Raw genomic sequence first — 22,947 nt, 5'->3', positions numbered from 1 at the left:
CATTCTGCCAGCAAGGTTAGCCTAAGTCGGCTGCACCGGTCAGGGCTGATTCGGCGGAAGATTTTATCTCGATGTCGAGATAACTGTAGCAGGAGGGAGGAGGGTCTCAGGGGCGCCGCGCCGCGGCATCCGTCGCTTTGGGATAGACGGCCCGAACGATCAACCACGACACGATGAGCAGCAGGGCATAGAGCGGAACGCCCATGAGCAGCTTGGTCACGGCCAGGCCTTCGACGTTGTTGGCGAAGTAGAGAGGCAGCTGCACCACGAGGCGCAGCGCGAACAGCCCGAACCAGCAGGCGGTGAGCAGCTGCATCGCCTGGAACCGACGCTTGTTCTGGCGCCAGGCCAGGCCGTCGCCCATCAGGTAGCCGGCTGCCAGGCCGATCAGCGGCCAGCGCACCAGCATCGAGACGAGCAGGACGAGGGCGTAGACCGCGTTCGTGATGAGCCCTAGAACGAAGTTGTCTGCGCCGTTTCCCGTCCAGAGGGCGAGGGCGGCAGACACCACGACGCCGATCAGTCCGGCGACGGCCTGCATGACGGGCGTCTTGGCGACGATGCGCAGGAGAGTGAAGACGGCGGCCAACGCCACAGACAGCCCGAGGGCCCAGTTGAGGTTCTGGGTGAAGCTGAAGATGACCAGGAAGACCAGGCCGGGCACGATCGTCTCGGCGAGACCGCGGATGCCACCGAGGGCGCCCAGCATGTCGCGCGGCGAGAGCCGCTCGTCTTCGGCCAGTTTGCCGAGGCCCGCCTTGCGGGCGGCATCGGCGAGCTGGCTTCCGAAACTGGCCACCGGCTCCAACGGCTCGCCGCCGTGCTGACCGTCGCTGTTTCGGTCGTCGCCCTGCTCGTCCTTCTGGTCAGACACTGTGCAGCGGGTCAGACATCGGTCGGGGTGTCGGCTGCCGGGGCGGCCGGCATCCGCAGCGGGATCAGGTCACGCGGCGGCATCGGCGTGGTGCCACGCACGACGACGATGCTGCGGAACAGCTCCTCGACGGCCGCGGCGGCGTCCGGGTTGACGGCCGCCTCACCGGCGATGACACCGCGGAGGAACCAGCGCGGTCCGTCGACACCGACGAAACGGGCCAGACGGGTGCCGCCCGGCGTTCCGGATCCGGCCGCGACGGGGATCTGGGCGAGCAGCTCGGGCCCGAAGGTGCCCTCACGGAGGGTGGTCGTGCCGCCCTGGCGTGCGATCTGCTCGGAGATCTGCTCGCGAATCTCGTGCCACAGGCCGCTGGAGCGGGGCGCGGCGAACGGCTGCACCTGCAGCGTCGAGTTTGCGTAGTCGAGGCCGATCGCCACGACGCGCTTGCTCTCCTCCTCGATCTCGAGGCGGAGGTGCAGGCCCTCGCGCGGCAGGATGCGGACGCCGCCGAGGTCGACGTAGGGGCGAACCGGGTTCGCCTCGCTGTCGTCGAGCGGGCCGTTCTCTGCGCGGTCCTCTGGTGCGGACTTGGGGTGCTCCACCGGCAGGTCGCCGATGTTCTCAACGTCGCTCACGCGATGCCTCCTGAAGTTGGGGTGGCACTGCCGATTGGCGCAGTGCCGGTCGATCCGAAGCCGCCTTCGCCGCGGGCGCTGCCCGGCAGCGTGTCGACGGGAATGAAGCGCGCCTGCGCGACGGGCATGATGATGAGCTGCGCGATGCGGTCGCCCGGGGCGATCTGGAAGGGCTCACTCTGATCGGTGTTGAGCAGAGCGACCTTGATCTCGCCGCGGTAGCCCGCGTCCACGGTGCCCGGGCTGTTCACGATGGTGATGCCGTGCTTGGCGGCCAGGCCGCTCCGCGGAACCACGAATGCGGCGTATCCGGCCGGCAATGCGATCGAGACGCCGGTGCCGACGAGTGCACGCGCGCCGGGCGCGAGAGTCACCGACTCCGCGGAGTGCAGGTCTGCGCCCGCATCGCCCGGGTGGGCGTAGTGGGGCAGCACGGATGCCGTGATCAATACTTCAACGCTTTCAGCCACGTGTCGAGGGTAGTGCAGAACTCTGATCGAATAGAGACATGCCTGAAAACCTCGATACCGCGCCCCCGTTTATGACGAGCGGCTCTGGCCGAACCCGTGGATGTTCGTTTCCACCGCCCTGGTGATCCCCGCGAGCATCCTCGTGTTGGCCCCGATCAGCGTGCCGGCAGGGATCGTGACCGCGATCATCCTGTATGCCGGATGCGTCGGCCTGCTGCTGCTCGCCTCACCGCGGATCACGTTGACCGCTGATCGACTCACGGCTGGTCGGGCCAGTGTGCCGATCGCCGCCGTGGCCGCGGCCACAAGCTGTGAAGGTGCCGAGGCTTTTGCCGAACGAGGCCCCCGACTGGATGCGCGCGCGTGGTTGCTGATCCGCGGTTGGGTGAAGTCGGTCGTGAAGGTGGAGTTGAGCGACCCGAGCGACCCCACCCCGTACTGGTTGCTCTCGAGCCGCCGCCCAACAGAATTGGCCGCCGCGATCAATCGATCGCGACGGCCAGAAACTGGTTTTCCTGCTGCCTAGGCTGCGCACTCCAGGCAGATCGGCCCGAGCTTGGACTCGTGGTCGATCTGTGAGCGGTGCTTCACCAGGAAGCAGCTCACACACGTGAATTCGTCTGCCTGCGGGGCAGCACGACCACGTCGAGATCGAGGTCGGAGAGATCGGCGCCAGGCAGTTCGAAGCCACCGGGATTGTCGGCGTCTTCGACATCAACGACGCCCGACATCTTGTCAGGTACTCGTTCTTTCAACGCCTCGATCGAATCAGAATCGTCGTCTGTTTTACGAGGTGCGTCGTAATCCGTTGCCATACCCATCCACTTCCATTTACTGCCGCCAGAACAAAAATCGGCGGCCATAGTTTGCAACAAAGCGCGGCGAATAGCAAACCCTTGTGCCGCACTTTTTCGCTCTATCCGTGCAGAACTTCCGGCACGCCCGGTCTATTCCCCGAATTGGGTGTTTCGCGTGGCATCCTTGGCTTCGATAGCCAGCGCGAAAGGGCTCAACGCAATGCAGGAACTCAAGGTAATCGGCGTCGAGAACGGGGCGCTGCTTGTCGCCTCAGACGAGGGCGATCGCTATCGCATCGTCATCGACGATGTCTTGCAGTCGCGGCTGCGCCAGGCACAGCCGGAGGCGGCGAACAGCCCCAAGCTCTCGCCGCGAGAGGTCCAGGCCTACATTCGCTCCGGCATGTCTGCCGATGATGTCGCCGCGGTCACCGGCGCCTCGCTGGAGTACATCCAGCGTTTCGAGGGCCCCGTCGTCGCCGAGCGCGAGCACATGGTGTCGTCGGCGCTGGGCGTTCCCGTGCACACCGCGATTGACCCGGAGCCGGCCGATGAGGCCATGAACTTCGGCACCGTCATTCGTGAACGCCTCGCCTCGCTCGGCGCGCACGGTGAGCGCTGGGCCAGCTGGAAAGAGCCGGCAGGCGGATGGGTGATCAAGTTGGCCTTCACCGCTGACGGGATCGACCACGACGCACGCTGGGGCTTCGAGCCGAAGAAGCTCACCCTCTCCCCCTTGAACTCTGAGGCCGTCACGCTGTCGCAGCAGGGCGAGATCAGCGGCTCGCTGATCCCCCGGCTGCGCGCCGTCGGCCACGACACCACCATCGACGAGTCGCGCTTCGACAGCGGGGCGTTCACGTTCCGCGACCCGCTGATCGGCGATGACCCGGGCGACGTCGTCTCGCAGCTGGAGCCGATGCCGTACGGCCGTGCCGCGTCGTCCAGCCCCGCCGCCAGCAAGGCGGCCATCAAGCGCGCCGACGAGCCGGCACCTTCGCTGAGCGAGACCGCCGATCTGCTGGAGGCGCTGCGCCGCCGCCGCGGGGAGCGCGAGGCCGCGTCATCCACCGTGGCCGACGCCCGCCCCGCGCCGACGGTGCCGATTGCGCCCATCGCCCCGGCCGCGCCCACCGGGCCGACCGCGGTTCCGGCCGCCGCTGCTGCTCCTGCTCCGGCTGCGCCCGTTGAGTCCCCGGCCGCGCCGGCCGCTGACTCCTCCGACAGCGCGGACGAGGCCCCGTCCAACCCCACGCTGCGCCTCTGGGGCGCCGCCAGCAGGCCCGCCAGCACGACCGCTCCCGCGGCCGCGCCCGCCGATCCCAGCCCCGCCGTGGCGCCCGCCGTGGCCCGCGGCAAGAAGGGCCGAGCCTCGATGCCGAGCTGGGACGAGATCGTCTTCGGCGCGCGCACGGACGACGACCTGGCCTAGACGGTCCGGTTAGGACGAGTCCGGTCAGGACGCGTCCGGTCAGGACGCGTCCGGTCAGGACGCGTCCGGTCAGGACGCGTCCGGTTGGGCAGCCAGCGCGGGGTCTTCTGGCGCCGTCTCTGACGTTGTCTCTGGCGCTGAGGCAGCGCGCTGCCTCCGGGCGGGGGCCAGCCAGAGCAGGAACAGCCCTCCGACGAGGAGCCCCCAGAACGCCGATCCGATGCCGACGATCGAGACCCCGGATGCGGTGACCAGGAACGTGGCAATGGCGCTGACGCGGTGCTCTGGCTCCTCGAGGGCGCCGGCGACCGAGCTGGCCAGCGCGCCGAGCAGCGCCAGGCCTGCGACGGCGAGGATGATCACGGGCGGCGCGGCGGCGACCAGTGCGGCTGCGGCGCCGGCGCCCACGCCGAGCGCGAGGTAGACGAAGCCAGAGCTGACGGTCGCGACCCAGCGCTTCGAGCGGTCCGGGTGCGCCTCCGGGCTGGCCATGAGCGCCGCCGTGATCGCCGCGAGGTTGATCACGTGCCCGCCGAACAACGCTCCCCCGGCCGAGGCCAGCCCGGTGGTCAGCAGCACCGGGCGCGGGGCTACGGTGTAGCCGAACGTCGACATCACGGCGAAGCCGGGCACGTTCTGGCCGGCCATGGTCACGATGAACAGCGGCAGCCCGAGGCTGACGATCACGGCAGGCTCGAACACGGGTGCCACGAACTCCAGCCGGGGCAGCACGCCGTGGCCGGCGAACACGCCGGGCCCGGCGATGACCGCGATGCCGATCGCCGCCACGAGCATCGCACCGGGAACCGCCCAGCGCGGGGCGAGCCGGGCCAGCAGCAGCCAGACCAGGATCATCGGCACGGCCACGAGCGGCTGCTCGATGGTGGCGGTCACGGGTGCGACACAGATGGGGAAGAGGATGCCGGCCAGCATCGCCCCGGCGATGGGCTTCGGGATGCCCGTGATCACCCGGCCGAGTGCAGGCCACAGCCCGCACAGCACGATGAGCGCTGCACACACGAGGAACGCGCCGACCGCCGCCGCGAAGTTGCCCGTCGTCGCGCCAGCCGCCAACAGCAGGGCGGCACCCGGCGTCGACCAGGCGAAGGAGATGGGCACCTTGCTCAGCCAGGGCACCACGATGCAGCACAGCCCGACGGCCAGGCAGAGAGCGAAAAGCCCGGATGCGGCCTGCGCGTCGCTCGCGCCGACGGCGCTGAGCCCGGCGATGACCACGGCGAAGGAGCTGGCGAAACCGGTGATCGCGGCGACGATGCCGGCGAAGATCGCTTGGAGGATGCCCGTGCCCTTCGTCTGGTTGGCCTACGCGACGTTGCGTGACCCGGCCGGTTTAGGCCGACTTCTCCTGGCGGCGCGCCTTGTGGGGAACAATCGTGGGGGCCGCGTTCTCGAGCACGGCGGCCTGGGTGACAACGACACGTGCCACCTCCTCGCTGGATGGCACCTCGAACATGATCGGCCCGAGCACCTCCTCCATGATGGCGCGGAGGCCTCTGGCCCCGGTCTGCCTGAGCACGGCGAGGTCGGCGATGGCTTCCAGCGCCGCCGGCTCGAACTCGAGCTCGACGCCGTCGTACTCGAACATGCGCTGGTACTGGCGCACGAGGGCGTTCTTCGGCTTCGTCAGGATCTCCATCAGCGCCACCTGGTCGAGTTGGGTGACGGTGGTGACGACGGGGAGGCGGCCGATGAACTCGGGGATCAGCCCGAACTTCTGCAGGTCCTCCGGCAGCACCTCGCTGAACAGGTTCTTGTCGTCGCCCTTCACGTGCAGTGGGGCGCCGAAGCCGATGCCCTTCTTGCCCGCACGCGAGGAGATGATCTCTTCCAGCCCGGCGAAGGCGCCGGCCACAATGAAGAGCACGTTGGTGGTGTCGATCTGGATGAACTCCTGGTGCGGGTGCTTGCGTCCGCCCTGCGGCGGCACGGAGGCGACGGTGCCTTCCAGGATCTTCAGCAGCGCCTGCTGCACGCCCTCACCGGAGACATCGCGAGTGATTGACGGGTTCTCGGCCTTGCGGGCGATTTTGTCGACCTCGTCGATGTAGATGATGCCGGTCTCGGCGCGCTTCACGTCGTAGTCTGCGGCCTGGATCAGCTTGAGCAGGATGTTCTCGACGTCTTCACCGACGTAGCCGGCCTCGGTCAGCGCCGTGGCATCCGCGACCGCGAAGGGCACGTTGAGGCGCTTGGCGAGTGTCTGGGCCAGATAGGTCTTGCCGCAGCCGGTCGGGCCGATCAGCAGGATGTTGGACTTGGCGATCTCGATGTCGTCCTTGACATCGGCCGGCCCGATCGAGCTGCGGGCACGCACGCGCTTGTAGTGGTTGTAGACGGCGACGGCCAGCGCGCGCTTGGCGGGCTCCTGACCGATGACGTACTCCTCGAGGAAGCCGAAGATCTCTTTGGGCTTGGGCAGCTCGAAGTCGCCGGTGGCCTCCTCGCCGGATTCGGCCAGTCGCTCCTCGATGATCTCGTTGCAGAGTTCGACACACTCGTCGCAGATGTAAACGCCCGGCCCGGCGATGAGCTGCTGGACCTGCTTCTGGCTCTTCCCGCAGAAGGAGCACTTGAGCAGATCGGCGCTTTCACCTATGCGTGCCATCTGTCCGCCTCCTCAGCGACTTGATTTCCTGTGTCGAAACGCGTGTTCCGGAACGTCTCCGAGCCTAGCCTGTGCTGCGGACATCCCGCCGATCGACGCCCGCAGAAACGCCAACGAGTCTCAACCAGACGTCTAGCCTTTTCCGCCGCCGGCATCGCTCAACTCCCACGCGGTCACCGCCACGTCTCCCCCGCGATGATGTCGAGCTTCACCGGCCAGGAGCCACGCTCCAACCCGGGATACATCGCAGCGTGCAGCTCGTAGGTGGCAAGCTGCCCCTCCGTCGCCATCGCGTCCCAACCGATGCTCGCTTTCGCGTAACCGCCGGGCTCGAGGGTGATCGCTTGCGCCCCCGCATCGCCCGCCATGAAGGATCGCCCGTGCTTGAGCGTGACGGCGATCTCGGAGCCGCCCGCATCGGCGAACGCGATATCGGGATAGCCGTTCAGGGTGCAGGGCTCCTCGCTGAAGTTCATGGCGCGGATCGTCTGCACCCGGTGACCGGTCGCGGCGTCGCGATCGCTCAAGAGCACCAGTGCCTGTTCCGGCGTGCACCACGATGCGTCGATCTCGCCTACCGCTGGCAGCTGGGTGGGCGGCGGCGACACCGTCAGATCGGGGTCGGGCACTGCGCCGACGGTGTGGCCCTCATCGATCGCCGCGAGGTCGGCCTGCTGTACCCGTCCCGCGCGATACCCGGTGAAATAGGCGAAAGCGGATGCCAGCATCGCGACGGCCAGCAGCGCGGCGAGCGTGCGGCGGAATCGTGTGGGCCGCTCCGCAGGAGCGGTGGCCGAGCCGACGACCGCGACCAGTGCGGGCAGCCAGCCCCAGACCAGCCCCCAGTAGCCGCTCTGCAGCAGGTACTCCCCACCGGGTTCAGCAGGAACCCCGCCCGAGCGGGTGGGAAGCCGGCGATGACCTGGCTCACAGCCCAGGGCAGTGTGGCGAGGAAGCCACTGGCGATCGCGACGAACCAGAGCACGAGGAAGCGTGTCCGGCGTGACTGGTCGGGTTCGGCGAGGGCGCGAGCCAGCCACAGGTAGAGGAGGAACACCACGGCTGTCGAGGCCAGCACGGCGACCACCGGCCACGGCATCGGGAGCTGCCACACCCCGCCCGGAATCGTTTCCGGGACGGCATGCACGATGAACTGACGGGGAGCGAGCGAGTTCCAGGCAATGAATGCGTAGGCGGCGGCGCTCGACAGCCACAGGGCTGCCGCAAGCGCGCTCGCGTACAGAAGTGATCGTGTTCCCCCGGACGACGTCATCCGATGAGCATACGGGGTGCCCACGCCGCGTTCGACGCTTGAGCGCTACGACTCGGTGGCGAAGAGGTGCCGCAAGTATCGCTCCGGCGACTGCATGTACGAGCGCCAGTGCGCAACCAGCTGGAGGTCGGCCCAGGAGGTCTCGCGGATCCCCCCGTCGCCGAGCTCCAGGATGTGCGCCCCCGGCAGCGCGGCCAGCACGGGCGAGTGCGTCGCGCAGATCACCTGGCTGCCGCGGTCGACCATGTCGCGGAGCCCGACCATCCAGTTCAAGGTGGAGGCGAAGGACAGCGCCGCCTCTGGCTCGTCGAGGCACACCAGCCCGGTCACGTAGCGGGGATGGTTGAGCTTGTTCTCAAGCAGGTCGTTGAAGGACTCGCCGTGGCTGAGCGAGTGCAGGTGCGTGTCTGGGCTGTTGTCGAGCGACTCCAGGTAGCTGTAGTAGCCGTGCATGGTCTCAGCCCGCAAGAAGAAGCCGTCACGCGGTGCGGACAGGCCGCGCTCGATCCGCAGCCAGTCGCTGAGCGGCGACTCGGTGGCCCGCGTCGTGTGTGTGCCCCGACTGCTGCCGCCTTCCGGGGCAGGCCGGCCGCGACGGCGATGCCCTCGAGCAGCGTGGACTTGCCGCTCCCGTTCTCGCCGACCAGGAAGGTCACGCCAGCGGGGAACTCGATCCCTTCGCTGAGAACCTGGGCGATGGCCGGGATACTCGCCGGCCACACGCCAGGATCGAATTCTGCACCCTGATACGCAGAAACGCGACGGATGGGCCGGCGATCGTGCTGCCAGTCATCCGTCGCGTTCATGCGGCGCTACTCGGTGTTACTTGGTCAGGGCCGCGAGGCTCTTGCGCGAGGTGAGCACCTGGTCGATCAGACCGTACTCGAGTGCCTCGTCGGCGCTCAGGATCTTGTCGCGGTCGATGTCCTTGTTCACCTGTGCCGCGTCGCGGTTCGAGTGCTTGGCCAGCGTCTCCTCGAGCCAGGTGCGCATGCGCAGGATCTCCTTGGCCTGGATCTCGATGTCGGAGGCCTGGCCGCGGCCGGCCTCGCCGACGGCGGGCTGGTGGATCAGGATGCGGGCGTTCGGCAGGGCCAGACGCTTGCCGGGGGCGCCGGCTGCGGTCAGCACGGCAGCGGCGGAGGCCGCCTGGCCGAGAACGATGGTCTGCACCTGCGGGCGGATGTACTGCATCGTGTCGTAGATGGCCGTCATCGCGGTGAAGGATCCACCGGGTGAGTTGATGTACATCTGGATGTCGCGGTCCGGGTCCATGCTCTCGAGCACGAGGAGCTGGGCCATCACGTCGTCGGCGGAGGCGTCATCCACCTGGACGCCGAGGAAGATGATGCGGTCCTCGAACAGCTTGGCGTAGGGGTCCTGGCGCTTGTAGCCGTAGGCTGTGCGCTCCTCGAAGCTGGGCAGGATGTAGCGAGAGCCGGGTGCCTGCATGCTGGAGAATGCGGTGCCACCGAAGCTGGGGGTCGTCATAGTCGTCTCTTCGTTTCTTCTCGAATTGTCGATGCTCGGGGGCTTACTTGGTTTCGGTTCCGCCGCCGCCGGTGACATCCAGCGCGGATTCGCGGATGTGGTCGACGAAGCCGTACTCGAGGGCCTGCTCGGCGTCGAACCAGCGGTCGCGGTCTCCGTCGGCGTTGATCTGCTCGACGCTCTTGCCGGTCTGCGCGGCGGTGATCTCAGCGAGGCGGCGCTTCATGTCGTTGATGAGCTGGGCCTGCGTCTGGATGTCACTGGAGGTTCCACCGAAGCCACCGTGCGGCTGGTGCAGCAGCACGCGGGCGTTCGGGGTGATGTAGCGCTTGCCCTTGGTGCCAGCGGTCAGCAGAAGCTGGCCCATGGATGCCGCCATGCCGATGCCGACGGTGACGATGTCGTTCGGCACGAACTGCATGGTGTCGTAAATGGCCATGCCAGCCGTGATCGAGCCACCGGGCGAGTTGATGTAGAGGTAGATGTCGCGCTTGGAGTCTTCGGCGGCCAGCAGCAGAAGCTTGGCGGCGATCTCGTTGGCGTTGTCATCGCGCACCTCGGAACCGAGCCAGATGATGCGGTCTTTCAGCAGTCGATCAAAAACGCTGGTGGCTACCAGAGGTTCAGCCATGTTGTCGCTCCGTTTCAGTTAACGCGGTATGACGAATCTATCGGAGCGGGGGCACGGGAACAGCGGTGTTCGCCGTGGGCAGATCGCGAGTCCCGGCGCGGGCCGTCCGTCAGGGGGCGGTGAGTGCCTTGGCGTAGGCCGTGACGCTGCGCTGGTATCGCGGAAGATGGGGCACCAGGGCGAGCAGGGCGACCTGTGTCGCCTCCCGGCCCGGCGTGCTGCTCGCATCGCTGCCCGCCAGCGCGAGGGCCAGGAATGCGGCAGCGGCTCCCGCGTACATGCCGCCCGGGTGGGCGGCCAGCTCGGCGCGGAGCATCGAGATGGCCTCGTCGGCACGACCGAGGTTGCGCAGCGTGCTGGCCAACTGGATCACGGCCTGCGCCCGCTCGTCCTCCGGCAGTCCCAGCGCGAGGGCGCGCCGGTAGCGCGGCTCGGCCTGTGCCTCCAGCCCGGCCGAGTCCCTGGCGCCGGCCGACTGGAACAACGACAGAGCGTCGTCGTCCGGCCACTCGGCCGCCAGCTCGTCGATGCGGTCGATGACCTCGGCGTTGTTCAACGAGGCGTCGGCCCAGACGGCGTCGACGCGCGCCTGCCACTCTGTACGGCGGTCCATGCGATCTCCTGGGGTGCTCGAGGGTGGAACAAGGGGGTGCAATAGAACGAGGGCCGGATGCCAGCGGCATCCGACCCTCGTTCAGGACAAGCGTGTGACTACTTGGCAGCCTCGGCGTCGTCGGCCTTGGCGGCCTTCTTCGCAGCGGGCTTCTTCGCGGCCGGCTTCTCGTCGGAAGCCTTCTTCTCGTCGGAGTCCTTCTTGGCGGCAGCCTTCTTGGCCGGAGCCTTCTTGGCGGGCTTCTCGGCCTCAGCCTCGGCCTCTGCCTCGTCCTCACCGTTGTCGACAGCGGTGAACTCGGCCAGGTCGACGACCTTGCCGTTGGCGTCGGTGACGACAGCCTTGCCGAGGATGATCGCGAGGGCCTTGTTGCGGGCAACCTCTCCGACCATGGCCTGGATCTGGCCGTTCTCGCTGAGCACCTGAACGAACTCGCTCGGGTTCATGCCGTACTGCGCTGCACCCTGGATGAGGTACTGCGAGAGCTCGTCCTGGCTGACCTTGACCTCTTCGGCCTCGGCGATTGCGTCGAGCAGGATCTGGGTGCGGAAGGTCTTCTCGCTGGACTCGGTGACCTCTGCGCGGTGCTCGTCGTCCTCAAGGCGACCCTCACCCTCGAGGTGGCGGTTCACCTCGTCCTCAACGAGGGAGACGGGAACGGGAACCTCAACGAGCTCGTGCAGCTTGTCGATGAGGAGGTCGCGTGCCTGGCCGCCCTGGGCGAAGGTCTTGTTGCCCTCAACCTGCTTGACGAGGCTCTCGCGCAGCTCGGCGATGGTGTCGAACTCGCTGGCGATCTGGGCGAAGTCGTCGTCTGCTGCGGGAAGCTCGCGCTCCTTGACCGCGGTGACGGTGACGGTGATGAGAGCGGTCTCGCCCTCACGGTCGCCGCCGAGCAGCTTGGACTCGAAGGTGGTGGTCTCGTCGGCCGAGAGCGAGTCGAGGGCCTCGTCGATGCCCTCGATCAGCTCGCCGGAGCCGACCTCGTAGGAGATGCCGCTGGCGTTGTCGACCTCGTCGTCGCCGATCTTGGCGTTGAGGTCGATGGTGACGAAGTCACCCTTCTTGGCGGGGCGGTCGACCGTGACGAGCGTGCCGAAGCGGCTGCGGAGCTTCTCGAGCTCTGCGTCAACGTCCTCGTCTGCGATCTCGGCTGCATCAACCGTGAGGGCGATACCGGCCAGCTCGGGCAGCGTGAGCTCGGGGCGCACGTCGACCTCGATGGAGAGGAGCAGGTCGCCGGAGAAGTCCTTGTCGGAGGGCCACTCGACGATGTCGGCGGCCGGGCGGCCCAGCGGGCGCAGGTCGTGCTCAGCGACGGCGAGACGGTAGAAACCGTCGAGGCCCTCGTTGACGGCGTGCTCGATGACGGCACCCTTGCCCACGCGCTGGTCGAGGATCGCGGGAGGAACCTTGCCCTTGCGGAAGCCGGGAACGCTGACCTGCTCGGCGATGTGGCCGTAAGCGTGGGTGATGCTGGGCTTCAGCTCTTCGGGCGAAACCGAGATGGTCAGCTTGGCGCGCGTCGGGCTGAGCATTTCAACCGAAGTGTTTGGCATTGTGGCAATTCTCCTAGACGTCAAAAGTTCTGCTGGGATGTCTCACGACGTGGTCGGGGCGACAGGATTCGAACCTGCGACCTCTCGGTCCCAAACCGAGCGCTCTACCAAGCTGAGCTACGCCCCGAGTCAGTGCCGCAACCCGTCGTGCCTTCTCTGCCGCTGCATGCATAGTTGCACGCGAGCAGAAAGGCCTCGGCAAGTCTAGTGCACTGTTTCGGATGCGCTCGCGCAACGGCAAAGTGTACGAGGCACGTCAAAAGCTGTACTAACATTATTCGAGTGCCTACAGCTGTAGGCCACGGGGATGTAGATCAATGGTAGATCCTCAGCCTCCCCGACAACTAAAAATACCCAGAGTTGGATGCCGGAAATCCCCGGAATCACGCGAATCTGGGGCTGTAGCTTAGTGGTAAAGCCTCTGTCTTCCAAACAGATGATGCGAGTTCGATTCTCGTCAGCCCCTCCAAAAGTAAAGGGCCGCAACCGAATGGTTGCGGCCCTTTCTGCATTCACCCGCCCCGCCGTTAACCACCCCGCGGCGGGACGTAGTCGAATGTCGAGATGAAGTACAGGCAGAGCGCGATGCTGATGAGCATCGCGCCAACCGGGGCCAGCCACGCCCATTTGCCGACCGGGGAGATGAGCAGGGCGAAGCCGGCCACGCCGCCGACGAGGGGCATCAGCCAGACGCTGGCGAACGCGAACTTGGGGCCGTCCCCGAATCGTCTCAGCTCGTCGCGGCCGATCCCGACTCCTGCCAGCTCGTTGGCGCTCCACAGGATGTGGGACGTCAGTACGATCGCGAGGAGGCCCTGGCCGAGCAGCAGAATGACGGTCACGATGACGCCTGCTCGTCCGATCTCGATCGGCCCGGCCGGGGCGCTGCCCGTCTCTGCAGCCATCGCACGCCCCCTCGTCCATCTAGTCGGATACATCCTGTCCCGTCCCGGCCGAGGGGGTTGACAGCACTCGCGGACACGGCAAAAGTGCTGGTACGAGCCGATCGTCGCGTCGGCGGCCGTGAGCAGGTCCTCCGAGGGGAGGAGAGCGATGACGCCATCGAGTTCCGCCGAGCCCGGCCCCTCCGGCCGCGAACCGAAGCGGCTGCCGCGGCATCCGGCATCGCGGCTGGCCGAGCGCTGGACGAACGTCGACGGTGTCGACATCTTCTACCGGGAGTCCCCCGTGCCCCCGGACGCCCCCGTCATGCTGCACCTGCACGGCTTCGGCCTCTCCGGCCGCTACCTGCTTCCCACGGCCGAACGGCTGATGGACGACTTCCACACCTTCGTTCCCGACCTGCCCGGCTTCGGCCGGAGCGGCAAGCCCGCGAAGGCACTCGATGTGCCCGATCTGGCGCACGCCGCCGCACGCTTCCTGGATGACCGTGGGGTCGAGACGGCCACTCTCATCGGCAACTCCATGGGTTGCCCGGTCATCCTCGAGTTCGCCCACCTCTACCCGGAACGGATCGACCGCGCGATCCTCGTCTCGCCCGCAGGCGGCCTGCACAACCAGCCGCTGTCGCGTGCCATGAGCCAGCTGGCGCGCGACGGCAAACGGGAGCCGCGCGAGATGATGGCGGTCGCGACACCCGATTACCTCCGCTTCGGCGTGTCGAGCACGGTCAGGATGTTCCACGCCCTCACCCACTACCCCTCGCTCGACCGACTGTTGGAGCTGACGATCCCGACCCTGGCCGTCCTCGGCAGCCGGGACCCGCTGATGCCGTCACCCACGCGGATCCAGGCGGTCGCCGCGCACACCGACAACAACGTGCTGCTGGTCGTGATCGAGGGCGCCGCGCACGCCATCAACTTCAGCCACCCGGGGGAGTTGGCGAACATTGTCCGCCTGTTCATGGCCGACCAACCCATCGTCGATGATCCCGACTCCCCCGGCCATGCCCGCGCCTACGAGATCCACCGCGGCTCCCTGCCGCCCGCACCGAGCGGCCCGGAATAGCCGAAGCAGACCCGAATAGCCGGAGCAGGCCGCGGCCCACCACTATGCTGAGTCGCGTTGCGCCCGCCGACGACGGCGGGCCGGGTGGGGGCTACCGATGACGGCAGAGACGGGGGCGCCAACGGGCGCAGCGGGGCCGAGCTGGCCGCGGAATCTCGCGGACCTCCGCGACAGGCAGGTGTGCCCGGCCTGCTTCTCGCCGCTGTCTAGCCCCGAGTGTTCCCACTGCCACCTGGATCTGCGCAGCGCCAGGGCCACCGACCTGCTGCAATCGTCGCTGCACGCCGCGAAACACCTGGAACGGCGATCCGAGATCATCCGCCTCATGCGCGCAGAAGCACACCACGGGCGCCTCGCTGCAGCCGCCCACACCACAACCACGGCCCCGGCTCCGACCCCGACCCCGAGCCAGCCTGCGCCCGCCGCGTCGATCCCGCCTCCCACGTCACGACCGACACCCGCCGCGGTGCCGGACCCACGCGGCGGCCGTTCCAGCGTGCAGATGCTCCTTCTCATCGTCGGCGTCTCCCTCGTCGCGGTGGCGCTCGTCTTCTTCGTCATCGTCGCCTGGTTCGTCGCCGGGTTGACCTTTCGCGCCGTCGTTGTCGCCCTGCTCACACTGCTGACCTTCGGCGCCGCCTCTCTGCTGGCCCGTTTCAAGCTGCACTCAACGGCGCAGGGCGTCGGCGCACTCGCGGTGTTGCTCGTCTATCTCGACCTCTGGGCGGTGCAGGCGATGGGGCTGTTCGGCGCCGGCGACGCCGACCCGAACCAGTATTGGGCGATCGCAATCCTGGCCAGCGCGCCGCTCCTGCTCGCCTGGTTCCGGTTCACCGGCATGCGCGCAGGCAGTGTCGCCGGCTTCACCGCCGTGCCGGTCGGCGCGGGCCTCTTGACCTGGGCAGTGGATGCGCCGTTCGGGCAGACCACGGGCGGGTTCACGCACGCCTGGCTGGTCTGCGTCGTCGTGGTCACCGCCAGCCTGATCCAGCTGCTCACGCCACGTCTCGGGCGCCGAATGACGCCGCCACAGCCGCTCACCGTTGAACGCTGCCTCGTGCTCCTCCCCGCGGCACCGGCCGCGTTCCTCGCAATCGTGCTCGGGCTGTTCATCGCGCCGGAGCAGGTGGCCGGTCCGCTCTGGAGTCTCGGCGCCCCCGCCGCCATCTTCACTGTGCAGGCCGTGCTGCACGGCCGCCGGGCGGGCAGCCTCGACCGTGCGGTCGCCATCGGGTTCGGCGCCGCGGCCGGATTGAGCGCCGCGGCCATCCCCGTGATGATGGGCGTGCGTGCCAGCACCGCGTCGAACTGGGTGCTCTGGCCCGCGTTGGCCAGCATCGCACTCGTCCTGGCGTTGGAGCTGCTGCGCACCCTGACGTCCGACCTTGACCGGTGGCGCATCCTGGGCGGCGCTCTCATCGGCGCCGCCGTGCCGACGGGCGCGGTGTTGCTTTTCGCCGTCTGGACCCTGGCCGCGACCTTCGTCGAGCGTTCCGCGCTGGCCCGCGGGTTTCGGGCATGGATCCCCGCCCAGCCTGTGGCCCCGGATGACGCGGTCGTGCAGTCCGCCGTGCTCATCGCGGGCGGCGCAGCCCTGGCGGTCGCCGTGTGGTTGGTATCCGGGGTGGCCCGACAGCGCGCAGCCCTGGCCGGAGCGCTCCTCGTGGCGGCCGCGATGGGAGGCGCGGCGATCGTCCCGTGGCCCGCGGTCGCCTCGCTCGCCTACCTGGCGATCGCGGTGGGTGCGCTCTGCGCCCTGACGGTTGCGGCACTGCGCGAGCGGGTCGCCGGGCTCCCCCGGCTGCACACGCTTGCCCGCGTCACCCTCGTGGTCAACGCCGTCGCCGGCTACCTGCTCGCCTTCGACTTGCTGTGGCTGTGGCTCACCGCCTCCGCCATCATCATCGGGCTGCTGCTCGGCAGCCGGCAGATCCGCTCCGGATTCGCACTGCAGCGCCCGATCCTCTTGGCCGCCGCCGTGTCGTTCGCCCTCGGCACGACATCCGTCATCCCCACGGCGATCATCATGGCGGACCCCTCCGCCTGGACAGGGATGGTCGGGACGGCCGCGCCCCTTGCCCTCGCCTCCGCCACGCTCCTGCTCGTCTTCAGCCTGCCGCTGGGCCTCTTCGCCGGGCCACGCGACCGGGTCTGGGCGCTCACATCCGCGACCGCATTCTTCGCCGTCGCCCTGGTCGATGGGCCCACCGATGACCCGGCGCGCGCCGCCCCGATCCTGGCCACCGTCGCCGCACTCCTGGCCGTGGCGGCCTGCCTGGCACTGTTCGGGCTGCGCGCCAACCTCGTGCTCCGGGTCACGCGCCGGGTCGCACTCGTCGCGTTGACGCCGCTGCTCTGGGTGGGCGGCTTGTTCGCCCTCGACGTGGTGCGGTCGGAAGGAACACCGGTCGACATCGACGTGTACGACGCCTGGCCCACGATCCTCGGCATGCTCGCGCTGGCGCTCGCACTGGCGCTCGCACTGGCCCGCCCGTCCGGCGTGGTCGCCGCCCCGCCCGGCACGCGCCCCGCCAGCACGGATCGGATCTTCGCGGATCGGATCTTCGCGGATCTCGGGTCGGGCGCAGTCCTGCTCACCGGCGTCATCTCCGCCGGCCTCTACCTCGAGGCACCCGCGACCTGGCTGGCGTTGCTCGTCGCCGCGGTCGGCGTGCTCCTGGCGGCCATCGACTCCTCCGGCCTGTTCAACGCCCGCACCCTGCGACACCAGCTCGGCTGGATCGCGCTGGCGCTCGCCACCACGGCGCTGTGGCTGGAGCTGTCGGATGCCGGCATCACCGCCCCCGAGCCCTACACGCTGCCGCTGGCGGCCGCCCTGCTGCTGATCGCCGCACTGCTGGCGCGCTTCGGCGCCTGGACGACCTCCGACGGGATCGCCGTCGCGGGAATCACCGCGGCCGGGCTGCTACTCGGCCTGCTGCCGTCGGCTCTGGCCGGGGCGGAGGGCAGCCTGCTGCGCCCGATCCTCACCCTCTCGATCGCCGGCATCACCGTGATCGGCGCCGCCATCTGGTCCGGGCAGATCGCCGGCAAGCCCCTGCCGGGCACCCCTCTGCGTCTGGCGGTGATTGGGGCCAGCGGCCTCGCGGTCGCGCTGGCCGCCGGGGCACGCGCCCTCCAGACCATTCCCGGCGCACCCGGCACCGCCTCCGCTCTGTTCGAGTTCTGGGTCGCCGTCGGAGCCGGCGTCCTGGTCGCCGCCGCCCTCGCCGACGGCGGCCACACCCGTCGACTGGGCACGGCGCTCGTCGCGGTCGCACTGACCGGCGCCGCCCTGCTCGAGTGCGCGGCCATCGCGGCCAGCCCCGAGGCCGGCGGCGCCGCCGCCGTGCGGGCGGTCGCCGTGGTGGCGACGCTCGGAGCGGTCCACGTGCTGCTCGTCTGGCGGCGCAGCCCGGCACTGGCCTCGTGGTTGGCGCCGCTCGCCCTCTGCTTGGCCGCCCTCGCCGCAGTGGTGTTCCTCACGCCGCAGGTGCTGCTCGCCCCTCTGGCCGCGGCCGACGACGACGCCGTCCCGTTCGAGTGGCTGACCGTGCCACTCGCTGCCGCCTGGCTGGCCAGCGGCGGCATCCGTCTGGCCCGCAGCCCGGGCACGCGCAGCTGGCCGGCCCTCGGCGGCGGCCTCGCCTTGCTGCTGGTGCCCTCGCTGCTGGCCGACTATGTAGACGCCCCGCTCTGGCGGGTGGTCGGCCTCGGCCTCGTGGCACTCGCCGTGCTTCTGGTCGGGCTGTTCGGCCGTTTGCAGGCCCCGTTCGTGTTGGCCGCGATCGTGCTGCTGGTGCACGGCTTCGCCCAGCTCTGGCCGTGGCTGTCGGCGCTGTACAACCCGACGCTGTGGTGGCTGTGGTTCGGCGCCGGCGGCGTGCTGCTCATCGCCATCGCCGCCCGCTATGAGCAGCGGGTGCAGAACGTGAAGGCGGCGGGGGCGATGATCGGCGCCCTGCGCTAGCGGGCGGGCCGTGGTCGGAGGACAATGGCAGCATGCCTGAACGGGCGGCCCTGCCGCCAGAGGGACTCCCGGCCGCATCGGCCCCGGTTCGCGCGCAGCTGCTGGCGACCGAGCACTGGAGCCTGCTCGCCTCGCGCAGCACGACGCAGAGCGAGGTGCTCACCCGCATCAGCATCTTCTTGACGCTCACCTCGGCCAGCCTGCTCAGCATCGCGTTGGTCGGCCAGGCCAGCTCGTTCAACGCCGACTTCCGCCTGTTCGCCGTCGTGATCCTCGGCGTGCTCTGCGTCATCGGCACGCTGACCAATGTGCGCGTCTCCAACGTCGGCCACGAAGACCTCATGTATGTGCTCGCCATGAACCGGCTGCGCGCCGCCTACCTCGCGCTCGACCCGGGGATCGCGCCGTACCTGATGGCCTCCAGCCACGACGACCAGCTCGGATCTCAGCGGACCTACTACTGGCTCGGGCACCGCGGCGACTTCAGCCAGGTGGTGGGCAGCAGCATGATCTTCATCTCCGCGGTGTGCGCGGCCCTCACCGGGCTGTTCGCCGCGGCCCTCGGCGGCCTCCTCGGCGCCCCGGCGTGGGCGCTGTACACGCTCGGCTTCGGGTTGGGGCTCGGCTACCTCACCGCCGCCGTCTGGCTCGCCGGGCACCGCTACTTCTCAATCTGGCGCGAGTTCGACTCGGTGTCGCCGAGCCCGGATGCCGCGGGCTAGCGCTGCAGGAACGCGAGAACGGCCAGCACCCTGCGGTGGTCCGAACCGGAGTCGTCGAGCTGGAGTTTGGCGAAGATCGAGGTGACGTTCTTCTCCACGGCGCCGACGCCGATGAACAGGCGCTCCGCGATGCCCGCGTTGGTGCGCCCCTCTGCCATCAGCTCCAGCACCTCCCGCTCACGCGGGGTCAACGCGTCGAGCGGGTCGGCCCGACGGGCGAGCAGCTCGCGCACCACCTGCGGGTCGAGCACGGTGCCGCCGGCACTGACTCGGGCCACGGCATCCTGCAGCTCGTCGAGGGAAGCGACCCTGTCTTTCAACAGGTAGCCCATGCCGCCGGATCCGCTGGAGAGCAGCTCGTGCGCATAGCTGCCCTCGACGTACTGGCTGAGCAGCAGAATTCCGATGCCGGGGCGGCGGCGGCGCAGCTCGATGGCCGCGCGCACCCCCTCGTCACGGAAGGTGGGCGGCATCCGCACGTCGAGCACCGCGAGGTCTGGCCGCACCTCGTCCACCTCCGCCAGCAGCGACTCGGCGTCGCCGTATGCGGCAACTGTGTCGTAGCCGGCCTCGTCGAAGAGCCGGACGAGGCCCTCGCGCAGCAGCAGGGAGTCCTCGGCGAGCACGAGGCGCAGGGCAGGGGCGGATGCCGGAGCATCTGAGGTGGGAGTCACCCGTCCAGATTAACAGTCCGGATCAACGCGGCAGCGGGATGTGCGCGCCGATCGCGGTCGGCCCGCCGGCCGGACTGTTGATCGACAGCACGCCGCGCAGACCGTTCAGTCGGTCCTCGAGCCCGGCCAGGCCGTGGCCTGCCTGCTTCGCCGCTCCCCCGCGCCCGTTGTCGATCACCCAGAGGTCCAGCCAGTCCTGGCCGTCGGTCGCGCGGGTGGCGACGTGCAGCCGGATCGAGGTGGCCCCGGAGTGCTTGGCGGCGTTGGTGAGTAGTTCGGAGGCAACGAAGTAGACGCTGCGCTCGATTTCCGGCGCCAGCCGGATATCGGGGTTCAGCCCCAGCTCGAAGGCGACGGGGATCGTGCTGCGGGCGGCCAACGACTCGAGGCCGGCGATCAGACCGCGGTCCTGCAGGATGGGCGGCGCGAAGCCGCGGGAGAGGGCGCGCAGCTCCTCGAGCGTGTCGTGCGCCTGGCTGCGGGCCTCGGCAAGCATCACTTTGGCGGCATCCGGGTCGGCGTCCAGCTTGCGCTCTGCACTGGCCAGGTCCATCTGCAGCCGCACCAGGCGCTGCTGTGGGCCGTCGTGAATGTCGCGCTCCAGCCGGCGCAGCGATTGGTCCTCCGCCATGATTGCCGCGCCGCGGGACGCGCTGAGCGAGGCCACTTCGCGGCTGAGCGCCTCGGAGCGCCAGGCGGAGAGCATGCCGCGGGCGATGCCGTTGTGCAGCAGCGTGAGGCCGCGGGTCACCAGCGGCAGAGTCGCCAGGAACAGCATGCCGACCACGGCGAGGAGCAGGTTCTCACCGAGCGTGGGGTCGATCACCCAGTCGTTGCCTGGAAATGCCCAGTCGAGGATCACTCGGTGCAGCAGGAGAGAGTCTTGTGAGTCAGTGAATGAGGCGTCCCAGATCCATTCGGTGACGCCGCCCAGCCCGATCGAGAGCCAGACGATCGTGATCGTCCAGCTGAGGATGCCGATGATGGGTGCGACGATCATGCCGTGCAGCAGGTACAGCCAGTAGTGCCCGTCGATGAGCGGTCCGAGCGTCGCCCGCCAGAAGCCGGACCCTTCTTCCGGCTTCTCCCAGCGCGGGCGGGCGATCGTGGGCCGGCCGGCCCACTGCAACCGCACCAGTTCCAGCGTGCCGAAGCCACGCGCCGCGTACAGGGCGGCGACCACGATGAACAGGCCGACGAAGATCGCGATCATGCCGACACCGGTGAAGAAGATGGTGGAGAGCACGGTGATGCTGACAATGGCGATCAGCAGGTTCGGCAGCAGGAAGCCCAGCTCCCGGGGGACGCCGAGCCAGAGCTTGCCGTAATGGTCTCGTTTGGGCGCGGTGCTGGTGGTGGTCATGGCTCAATTCTTCCGATCGGATGCCGGCGCACCCATCCTGCTGGCAACCGGAAGCGTGCGGGGGTTATCCCCACCGCCGGATTCGACCGGGTCACACCGTCTCGCCGCGGCTGCGGCGCATCTCACGGGCGAGCTCCGGGCTTGCGTAGTGCTCGCCGTGCTCCAGCTCGTGGATGATGCGCTCAACGGTCTCGGCCGGGCGGTTCTGACTCATCTTGTTCTTGCCCGTGTAGCGGGTCACGCGCATGCGGAAGCCGACGGTGCCGGAGACGATGCGGGCGGCGTAGGCCGCGTTCGCCTCTGTGCCGTTCATGCGGCGAGGTTCCGGCATCCGTTCCTCGAAGTGGTCGACGAGCCGGTCGAGCACTGCGAGGTTCTCGGCGTCGCCCAGGATCTCGGGGGTGCCGTGCAGGTGGGCGACCACGAAGTTCCACGTGGGCACGGCCGGTTTGGCGTCATACCAGCTGGGCGAGATGTAGCCGTGCGGGCCCTGCACGATCACCAGCAGCTCGTGCCGGCCGAGCTCGTGCAGCAGCTCGTCGGGCCGACCGACGTGGCTGAGGAGGACGATGCCCTCCTCAGCCTCGTCGAGGACCACCGGGTAGTGCGAAGCCACGAGCTCGCCGGCATCCGTGTGGCTGACCATGGTCACCCACGGGTTCTCACGGATCAACCGTTTGACAGCGTCATCGCTGGCAAGGACGAAGCTCGGATTCTGGCGCATGGCTCCAGCATCTCACCCGGCGGGCCGACAGCCCTGCAACCGGGTGTTAGTTGATGACCCGGTTGTCGCTCGACGACACCGTCAGCCACGGGCCGGCGGGAACATCGGCGGCCTCGACGAACTGCCAGTCGACCACGTCGGCGTCACCGTCCAGCTCAGCGAAGCCGAGGCAACCGTTGAGCGCGGGAGAGACGTCCATGCCGGCGCCGCCGTAGCGTGCGTTGGCCGGACGGGCATCGTTGGAGCCGAAGACGTACGCCGAGTCGTGGTACTCGCCGGGGCCGGCGTCCGCGATCTGTCCGTAGCAGGTCTGGCCGTCCTTCATCAGCTTGACCCAGCGGTTCTTCATCAGGCTGACCGAGGCGTCGCCCGCCTTGCCTGCGTATGCCGCCTGGTTCGCCCACGGGATGACCGAACCGCGGTTCGCGAACCCGGTCTTGTCGTTCACGTCGTCGTAGGGCAGGTCCAGGTAGAACGGGTTCTGCTTGGGCGTCATCGACGTGGGGAAGAACCCGTTGCCGGCGACGCGCTTCTCGGTGGAACAGGTGCCCTTCGTGGTCACGCCGTCGCAGCCGCCGTAGTTGGCGAACCAGTTGGCGTCGTAGGTGGAGAGCATCTGGCTGCCGTCCTCGGCGTTCGCGTCGAAGATCTCGCCGACCCAGAAGGTCGTCGCGACGATTCCAGTGTGCAGCGGGTAGCTGCTGGCACCGGAGCCGCCAGCGGCGGCGGGCGGTGTGGTCGCGACGGCCGGAGGCGTCGTGGGCGCCGGTGCTGCCTCGGCCGGCGGCGTCGGAGTCGAGGTCGGCTTCTTCGCGGCGTTCTGCTTGTCGGCCTGCTTCTTCTCAGCCCGCTTCTTCGCCGCTTGCTTCTTCTCTGCCTGCTTCTTCTCGGCCTGCAGCTGCAGCGCCTGCCACTTCTCGGACTTCTGCGCTGAATGGCCGCGGTTGCTGTCGGTGGCGTGCGCGCGCGCGGCGGTGGTGCGGGTCTCTGCCTCGGCGGATGCCGCGCCGACACCCACCGTTGTTGCGACGACGAGGGTGAGCACGGCGGCGCTCACAGTCCCCGTCGTTCTCGGGTGGCGACGAAGCCATTTCTGCACGTTGCGAATCACAACTCTTCCTC

21 protein-coding genes, 2 tRNA genes and 2 pseudogenes are annotated in these 22,947 nt (G+C 68.7%); 6 read left to right on the top strand and 19 right to left on the bottom strand.

The features are described 5' to 3' along the window. Nucleotides 1-106: 106 nt before the first annotated feature. The 3 genes from AWU67_RS04895 to dut are packed head-to-tail and all read right to left on the bottom strand — an operon-like array spanning nucleotide 107 to nucleotide 1,982. Complete coding sequence (locus AWU67_RS04895; protein ID WP_067226993.1) at nucleotides 107-874, bottom strand: DUF3159 domain-containing protein; 768 nt, start codon at nucleotides 872-874, stop codon at nucleotides 107-109. Nucleotides 875-885: 11 nt separating this feature from the next. Continuing rightward, nucleotides 886-1,512, bottom strand: a complete 627-nt coding sequence (locus tag AWU67_RS04890) for a DUF3710 domain-containing protein (RefSeq protein WP_067226992.1) — start codon at nucleotides 1,510-1,512, stop codon at nucleotides 886-888. After that, a complete protein-coding gene (gene dut / locus AWU67_RS04885) occupies nucleotides 1,509-1,982 on the bottom strand; it encodes a dUTP diphosphatase (RefSeq protein ID WP_067226991.1) in 474 nt (157 codons plus the stop codon). Before dut ends, AWU67_RS04890 begins: the two co-directional genes overlap by 4 nt. Before the next feature lie 100 nt (nucleotides 1,983-2,082). Between dut and AWU67_RS04880 the strand changes: the two genes are divergently transcribed. Further along, the gene (locus tag AWU67_RS04880) at nucleotides 2,083-2,508 is read left to right on the top strand and encodes a DUF3093 domain-containing protein (protein WP_067226990.1); all 426 of its coding nucleotides are present in this window, start codon (nucleotides 2,083-2,085) and stop codon (nucleotides 2,506-2,508) included. On the opposite strand, the pseudogene AWU67_RS04875 reads toward AWU67_RS04880, so the two are convergent. Continuing rightward, nucleotides 2,505-2,797, bottom strand: a pseudogene (locus AWU67_RS04875) (DUF4193 domain-containing protein). The gene AWU67_RS04880 and the pseudogene AWU67_RS04875 sit on opposite strands and share 4 nt — an antisense overlap. 202 nt (nucleotides 2,798-2,999) lie before the next feature. Between AWU67_RS04875 and sepH the strand changes: the two are divergent. Continuing rightward, nucleotides 3,000-4,211 (top strand): septation protein SepH, encoded by a 1,212-nt coding sequence (gene sepH / locus AWU67_RS04870; protein ID WP_067226989.1) that lies wholly within the window; start codon nucleotides 3,000-3,002, stop codon nucleotides 4,209-4,211. A gap of 69 nt (nucleotides 4,212-4,280) precedes the next feature. Here the strand turns inward: sepH and AWU67_RS04865 are convergent, their stop codons facing one another. From AWU67_RS04865 to AWU67_RS04825, 10 genes and pseudogenes are all read right to left on the bottom strand, one after another. Continuing rightward, nucleotides 4,281-5,447 (bottom strand): benzoate/H(+) symporter BenE family transporter, encoded by a 1,167-nt coding sequence (locus tag AWU67_RS04865; RefSeq protein ID WP_234407363.1) that lies wholly within the window; start codon nucleotides 5,445-5,447, stop codon nucleotides 4,281-4,283. 115 nt (nucleotides 5,448-5,562) lie between these two features. Further along, a complete protein-coding gene (gene clpX / locus AWU67_RS04860) occupies nucleotides 5,563-6,837 on the bottom strand; it encodes an ATP-dependent Clp protease ATP-binding subunit ClpX (RefSeq protein ID WP_067226987.1) in 1,275 nt (424 codons plus the stop codon). A gap of 173 nt (nucleotides 6,838-7,010) precedes the next feature. After that, complete coding sequence (locus AWU67_RS17155) at nucleotides 7,011-7,877, bottom strand: DUF4232 domain-containing protein (RefSeq protein ID WP_129586642.1); 867 nt, start codon at nucleotides 7,875-7,877, stop codon at nucleotides 7,011-7,013. A gap of 278 nt (nucleotides 7,878-8,155) precedes the next feature. Then, a complete protein-coding gene (locus tag AWU67_RS17950) occupies nucleotides 8,156-8,563 on the bottom strand; it encodes a hypothetical protein (protein WP_335339047.1) in 408 nt (135 codons plus the stop codon). 173 nt (nucleotides 8,564-8,736) lie between these two features. After that, a pseudogene (locus AWU67_RS17945) lies at nucleotides 8,737-8,916 on the bottom strand (AAA family ATPase); the annotation flags it as partial. A gap of 16 nt (nucleotides 8,917-8,932) precedes the next feature. Next, the gene (locus tag AWU67_RS04845; RefSeq protein ID WP_067226985.1) at nucleotides 8,933-9,601 is read right to left on the bottom strand and encodes an ATP-dependent Clp protease proteolytic subunit; all 669 of its coding nucleotides are present in this window, start codon (nucleotides 9,599-9,601) and stop codon (nucleotides 8,933-8,935) included. 43 nt (nucleotides 9,602-9,644) lie between these two features. Next, on the bottom strand, nucleotides 9,645-10,232 hold the full coding sequence (locus AWU67_RS04840) for an ATP-dependent Clp protease proteolytic subunit (RefSeq protein ID WP_067226984.1): 588 nt from the start codon (nucleotides 10,230-10,232) through the stop codon (nucleotides 9,645-9,647). A gap of 109 nt (nucleotides 10,233-10,341) precedes the next feature. Then, complete coding sequence (locus tag AWU67_RS04835) at nucleotides 10,342-10,845, bottom strand: tetratricopeptide repeat protein (protein ID WP_067226983.1); 504 nt, start codon at nucleotides 10,843-10,845, stop codon at nucleotides 10,342-10,344. A gap of 98 nt (nucleotides 10,846-10,943) precedes the next feature. Then, nucleotides 10,944-12,404, bottom strand: coding sequence for a trigger factor (gene tig / locus AWU67_RS04830; protein WP_067226982.1), 1,461 nt, complete (start codon nucleotides 12,402-12,404; stop codon nucleotides 10,944-10,946). A 50-nt stretch (nucleotides 12,405-12,454) separates the two neighbouring features. Continuing rightward, nucleotides 12,455-12,531 (bottom strand) — tRNA-Pro (locus tag AWU67_RS04825). 268 nt (nucleotides 12,532-12,799) lie between these two features. Between AWU67_RS04825 and AWU67_RS04820 the strand changes: the two genes are divergently transcribed. Beyond that, a tRNA-Gly gene (locus tag AWU67_RS04820) sits at nucleotides 12,800-12,873 on the top strand. A 58-nt stretch (nucleotides 12,874-12,931) separates the two neighbouring features. On the opposite strand, the gene AWU67_RS04815 is transcribed toward AWU67_RS04820, so the two are convergent. After that, nucleotides 12,932-13,309, bottom strand: coding sequence for a hypothetical protein (locus AWU67_RS04815; protein ID WP_067226981.1), 378 nt, complete (start codon nucleotides 13,307-13,309; stop codon nucleotides 12,932-12,934). A 148-nt stretch (nucleotides 13,310-13,457) separates the two neighbouring features. On the opposite strand from AWU67_RS04815, the gene AWU67_RS04810 reads away from it, so the two are divergent. The 3 genes from AWU67_RS04810 (at nucleotide 13,458) to AWU67_RS04800 (ending at nucleotide 19,064) form a co-directional block, all read left to right on the top strand. After that, nucleotides 13,458-14,372 (top strand): alpha/beta fold hydrolase, encoded by a 915-nt coding sequence (locus AWU67_RS04810; protein ID WP_067226980.1) that lies wholly within the window; start codon nucleotides 13,458-13,460, stop codon nucleotides 14,370-14,372. Between the two features lie 325 nt (nucleotides 14,373-14,697). Next, nucleotides 14,698-18,342, top strand: a complete 3,645-nt coding sequence (locus AWU67_RS04805) for an SCO7613 C-terminal domain-containing membrane protein (RefSeq protein WP_129586641.1) — start codon at nucleotides 14,698-14,700, stop codon at nucleotides 18,340-18,342. 32 nt (nucleotides 18,343-18,374) lie between these two features. After that, complete coding sequence (locus AWU67_RS04800; RefSeq protein WP_067226978.1) at nucleotides 18,375-19,064, top strand: hypothetical protein; 690 nt, start codon at nucleotides 18,375-18,377, stop codon at nucleotides 19,062-19,064. Here AWU67_RS04800 and AWU67_RS04795 read toward each other — a convergent pair. The 4 genes from AWU67_RS04795 to AWU67_RS04780 form a co-directional block, all read right to left on the bottom strand. Continuing rightward, nucleotides 19,061-19,738: a response regulator gene (locus tag AWU67_RS04795; RefSeq protein WP_067226977.1), complete on the bottom strand. Its 678-nt coding sequence runs from the start codon at nucleotides 19,736-19,738 to the stop codon at nucleotides 19,061-19,063. The genes AWU67_RS04800 and AWU67_RS04795 overlap by 4 nt on opposite strands. Nucleotides 19,739-19,760: 22 nt before the next feature. Beyond that, complete coding sequence (locus tag AWU67_RS04790) at nucleotides 19,761-21,101, bottom strand: sensor histidine kinase (RefSeq protein ID WP_067226976.1); 1,341 nt, start codon at nucleotides 21,099-21,101, stop codon at nucleotides 19,761-19,763. 91 nt (nucleotides 21,102-21,192) lie between these two features. Then, the gene (locus AWU67_RS04785; RefSeq protein WP_067226975.1) at nucleotides 21,193-21,825 is read right to left on the bottom strand and encodes an FMN-binding negative transcriptional regulator; all 633 of its coding nucleotides are present in this window, start codon (nucleotides 21,823-21,825) and stop codon (nucleotides 21,193-21,195) included. A 46-nt stretch (nucleotides 21,826-21,871) separates the two neighbouring features. Then, nucleotides 21,872-22,882: an acid shock protein gene (locus AWU67_RS04780; RefSeq protein WP_067226974.1), complete on the bottom strand. Its 1,011-nt coding sequence runs from the start codon at nucleotides 22,880-22,882 to the stop codon at nucleotides 21,872-21,874. Between the last annotated feature and the right edge of the window lie 65 nt (nucleotides 22,883-22,947).

The organism is Microterricola viridarii (genome assembly GCF_001542775.1).
Lineage (GTDB): Bacteria > Actinomycetota > Actinomycetes > Actinomycetales > Microbacteriaceae > Microterricola > Microterricola viridarii_A.
This window is presented reverse-complemented; position numbering and strand designations above follow the sequence as displayed.

Bases quoted from the DNA above. Each gene is read 5' to 3' on its own strand.
- AWU67_RS04880 (WP_067226990.1), top strand. From the start codon at position 2,083: ATGTTCGTTTCCACCGCCCTGGTGATCCCCGCGAGCATCCTCGTGTTG.
- sepH (WP_067226989.1), top strand. From the start codon at position 3,000: ATGCAGGAACTCAAGGTAATCGGCGTCGAGAACGGGGCGCTGCTTGTC.
- clpX (WP_067226987.1), bottom strand. From the start codon at position 6,837: ATGGCACGCATAGGTGAAAGCGCCGATCTGCTCAAGTGCTCCTTCTGC.
- AWU67_RS17950 (WP_335339047.1), bottom strand. From the start codon at position 8,563: ATGCACGGCTACTACAGCTACCTGGAGTCGCTCGACAACAGCCCAGAC.
- AWU67_RS04845 (WP_067226985.1), bottom strand. From the start codon at position 9,601: ATGACGACCCCCAGCTTCGGTGGCACCGCATTCTCCAGCATGCAGGCA.
- AWU67_RS04840 (WP_067226984.1), bottom strand. From the start codon at position 10,232: ATGGCTGAACCTCTGGTAGCCACCAGCGTTTTTGATCGACTGCTGAAA.
- AWU67_RS04835 (WP_067226983.1), bottom strand. From the start codon at position 10,845: ATGGACCGCCGTACAGAGTGGCAGGCGCGCGTCGACGCCGTCTGGGCC.
- tig (WP_067226982.1), bottom strand. From the start codon at position 12,404: ATGCCAAACACTTCGGTTGAAATGCTCAGCCCGACGCGCGCCAAGCTG.
- AWU67_RS04815 (WP_067226981.1), bottom strand. From the start codon at position 13,309: ATGGCTGCAGAGACGGGCAGCGCCCCGGCCGGGCCGATCGAGATCGGA.
- AWU67_RS04810 (WP_067226980.1), top strand. From the start codon at position 13,458: ATGACGCCATCGAGTTCCGCCGAGCCCGGCCCCTCCGGCCGCGAACCG.
- AWU67_RS04805 (WP_129586641.1), top strand. From the start codon at position 14,698: ATGCGCGCAGAAGCACACCACGGGCGCCTCGCTGCAGCCGCCCACACC.
- AWU67_RS04800 (WP_067226978.1), top strand. From the start codon at position 18,375: ATGCCTGAACGGGCGGCCCTGCCGCCAGAGGGACTCCCGGCCGCATCG.
- AWU67_RS04790 (WP_067226976.1), bottom strand. From the start codon at position 21,101: ATGACCACCACCAGCACCGCGCCCAAACGAGACCATTACGGCAAGCTC.
- AWU67_RS04785 (WP_067226975.1), bottom strand. From the start codon at position 21,825: ATGCGCCAGAATCCGAGCTTCGTCCTTGCCAGCGATGACGCTGTCAAA.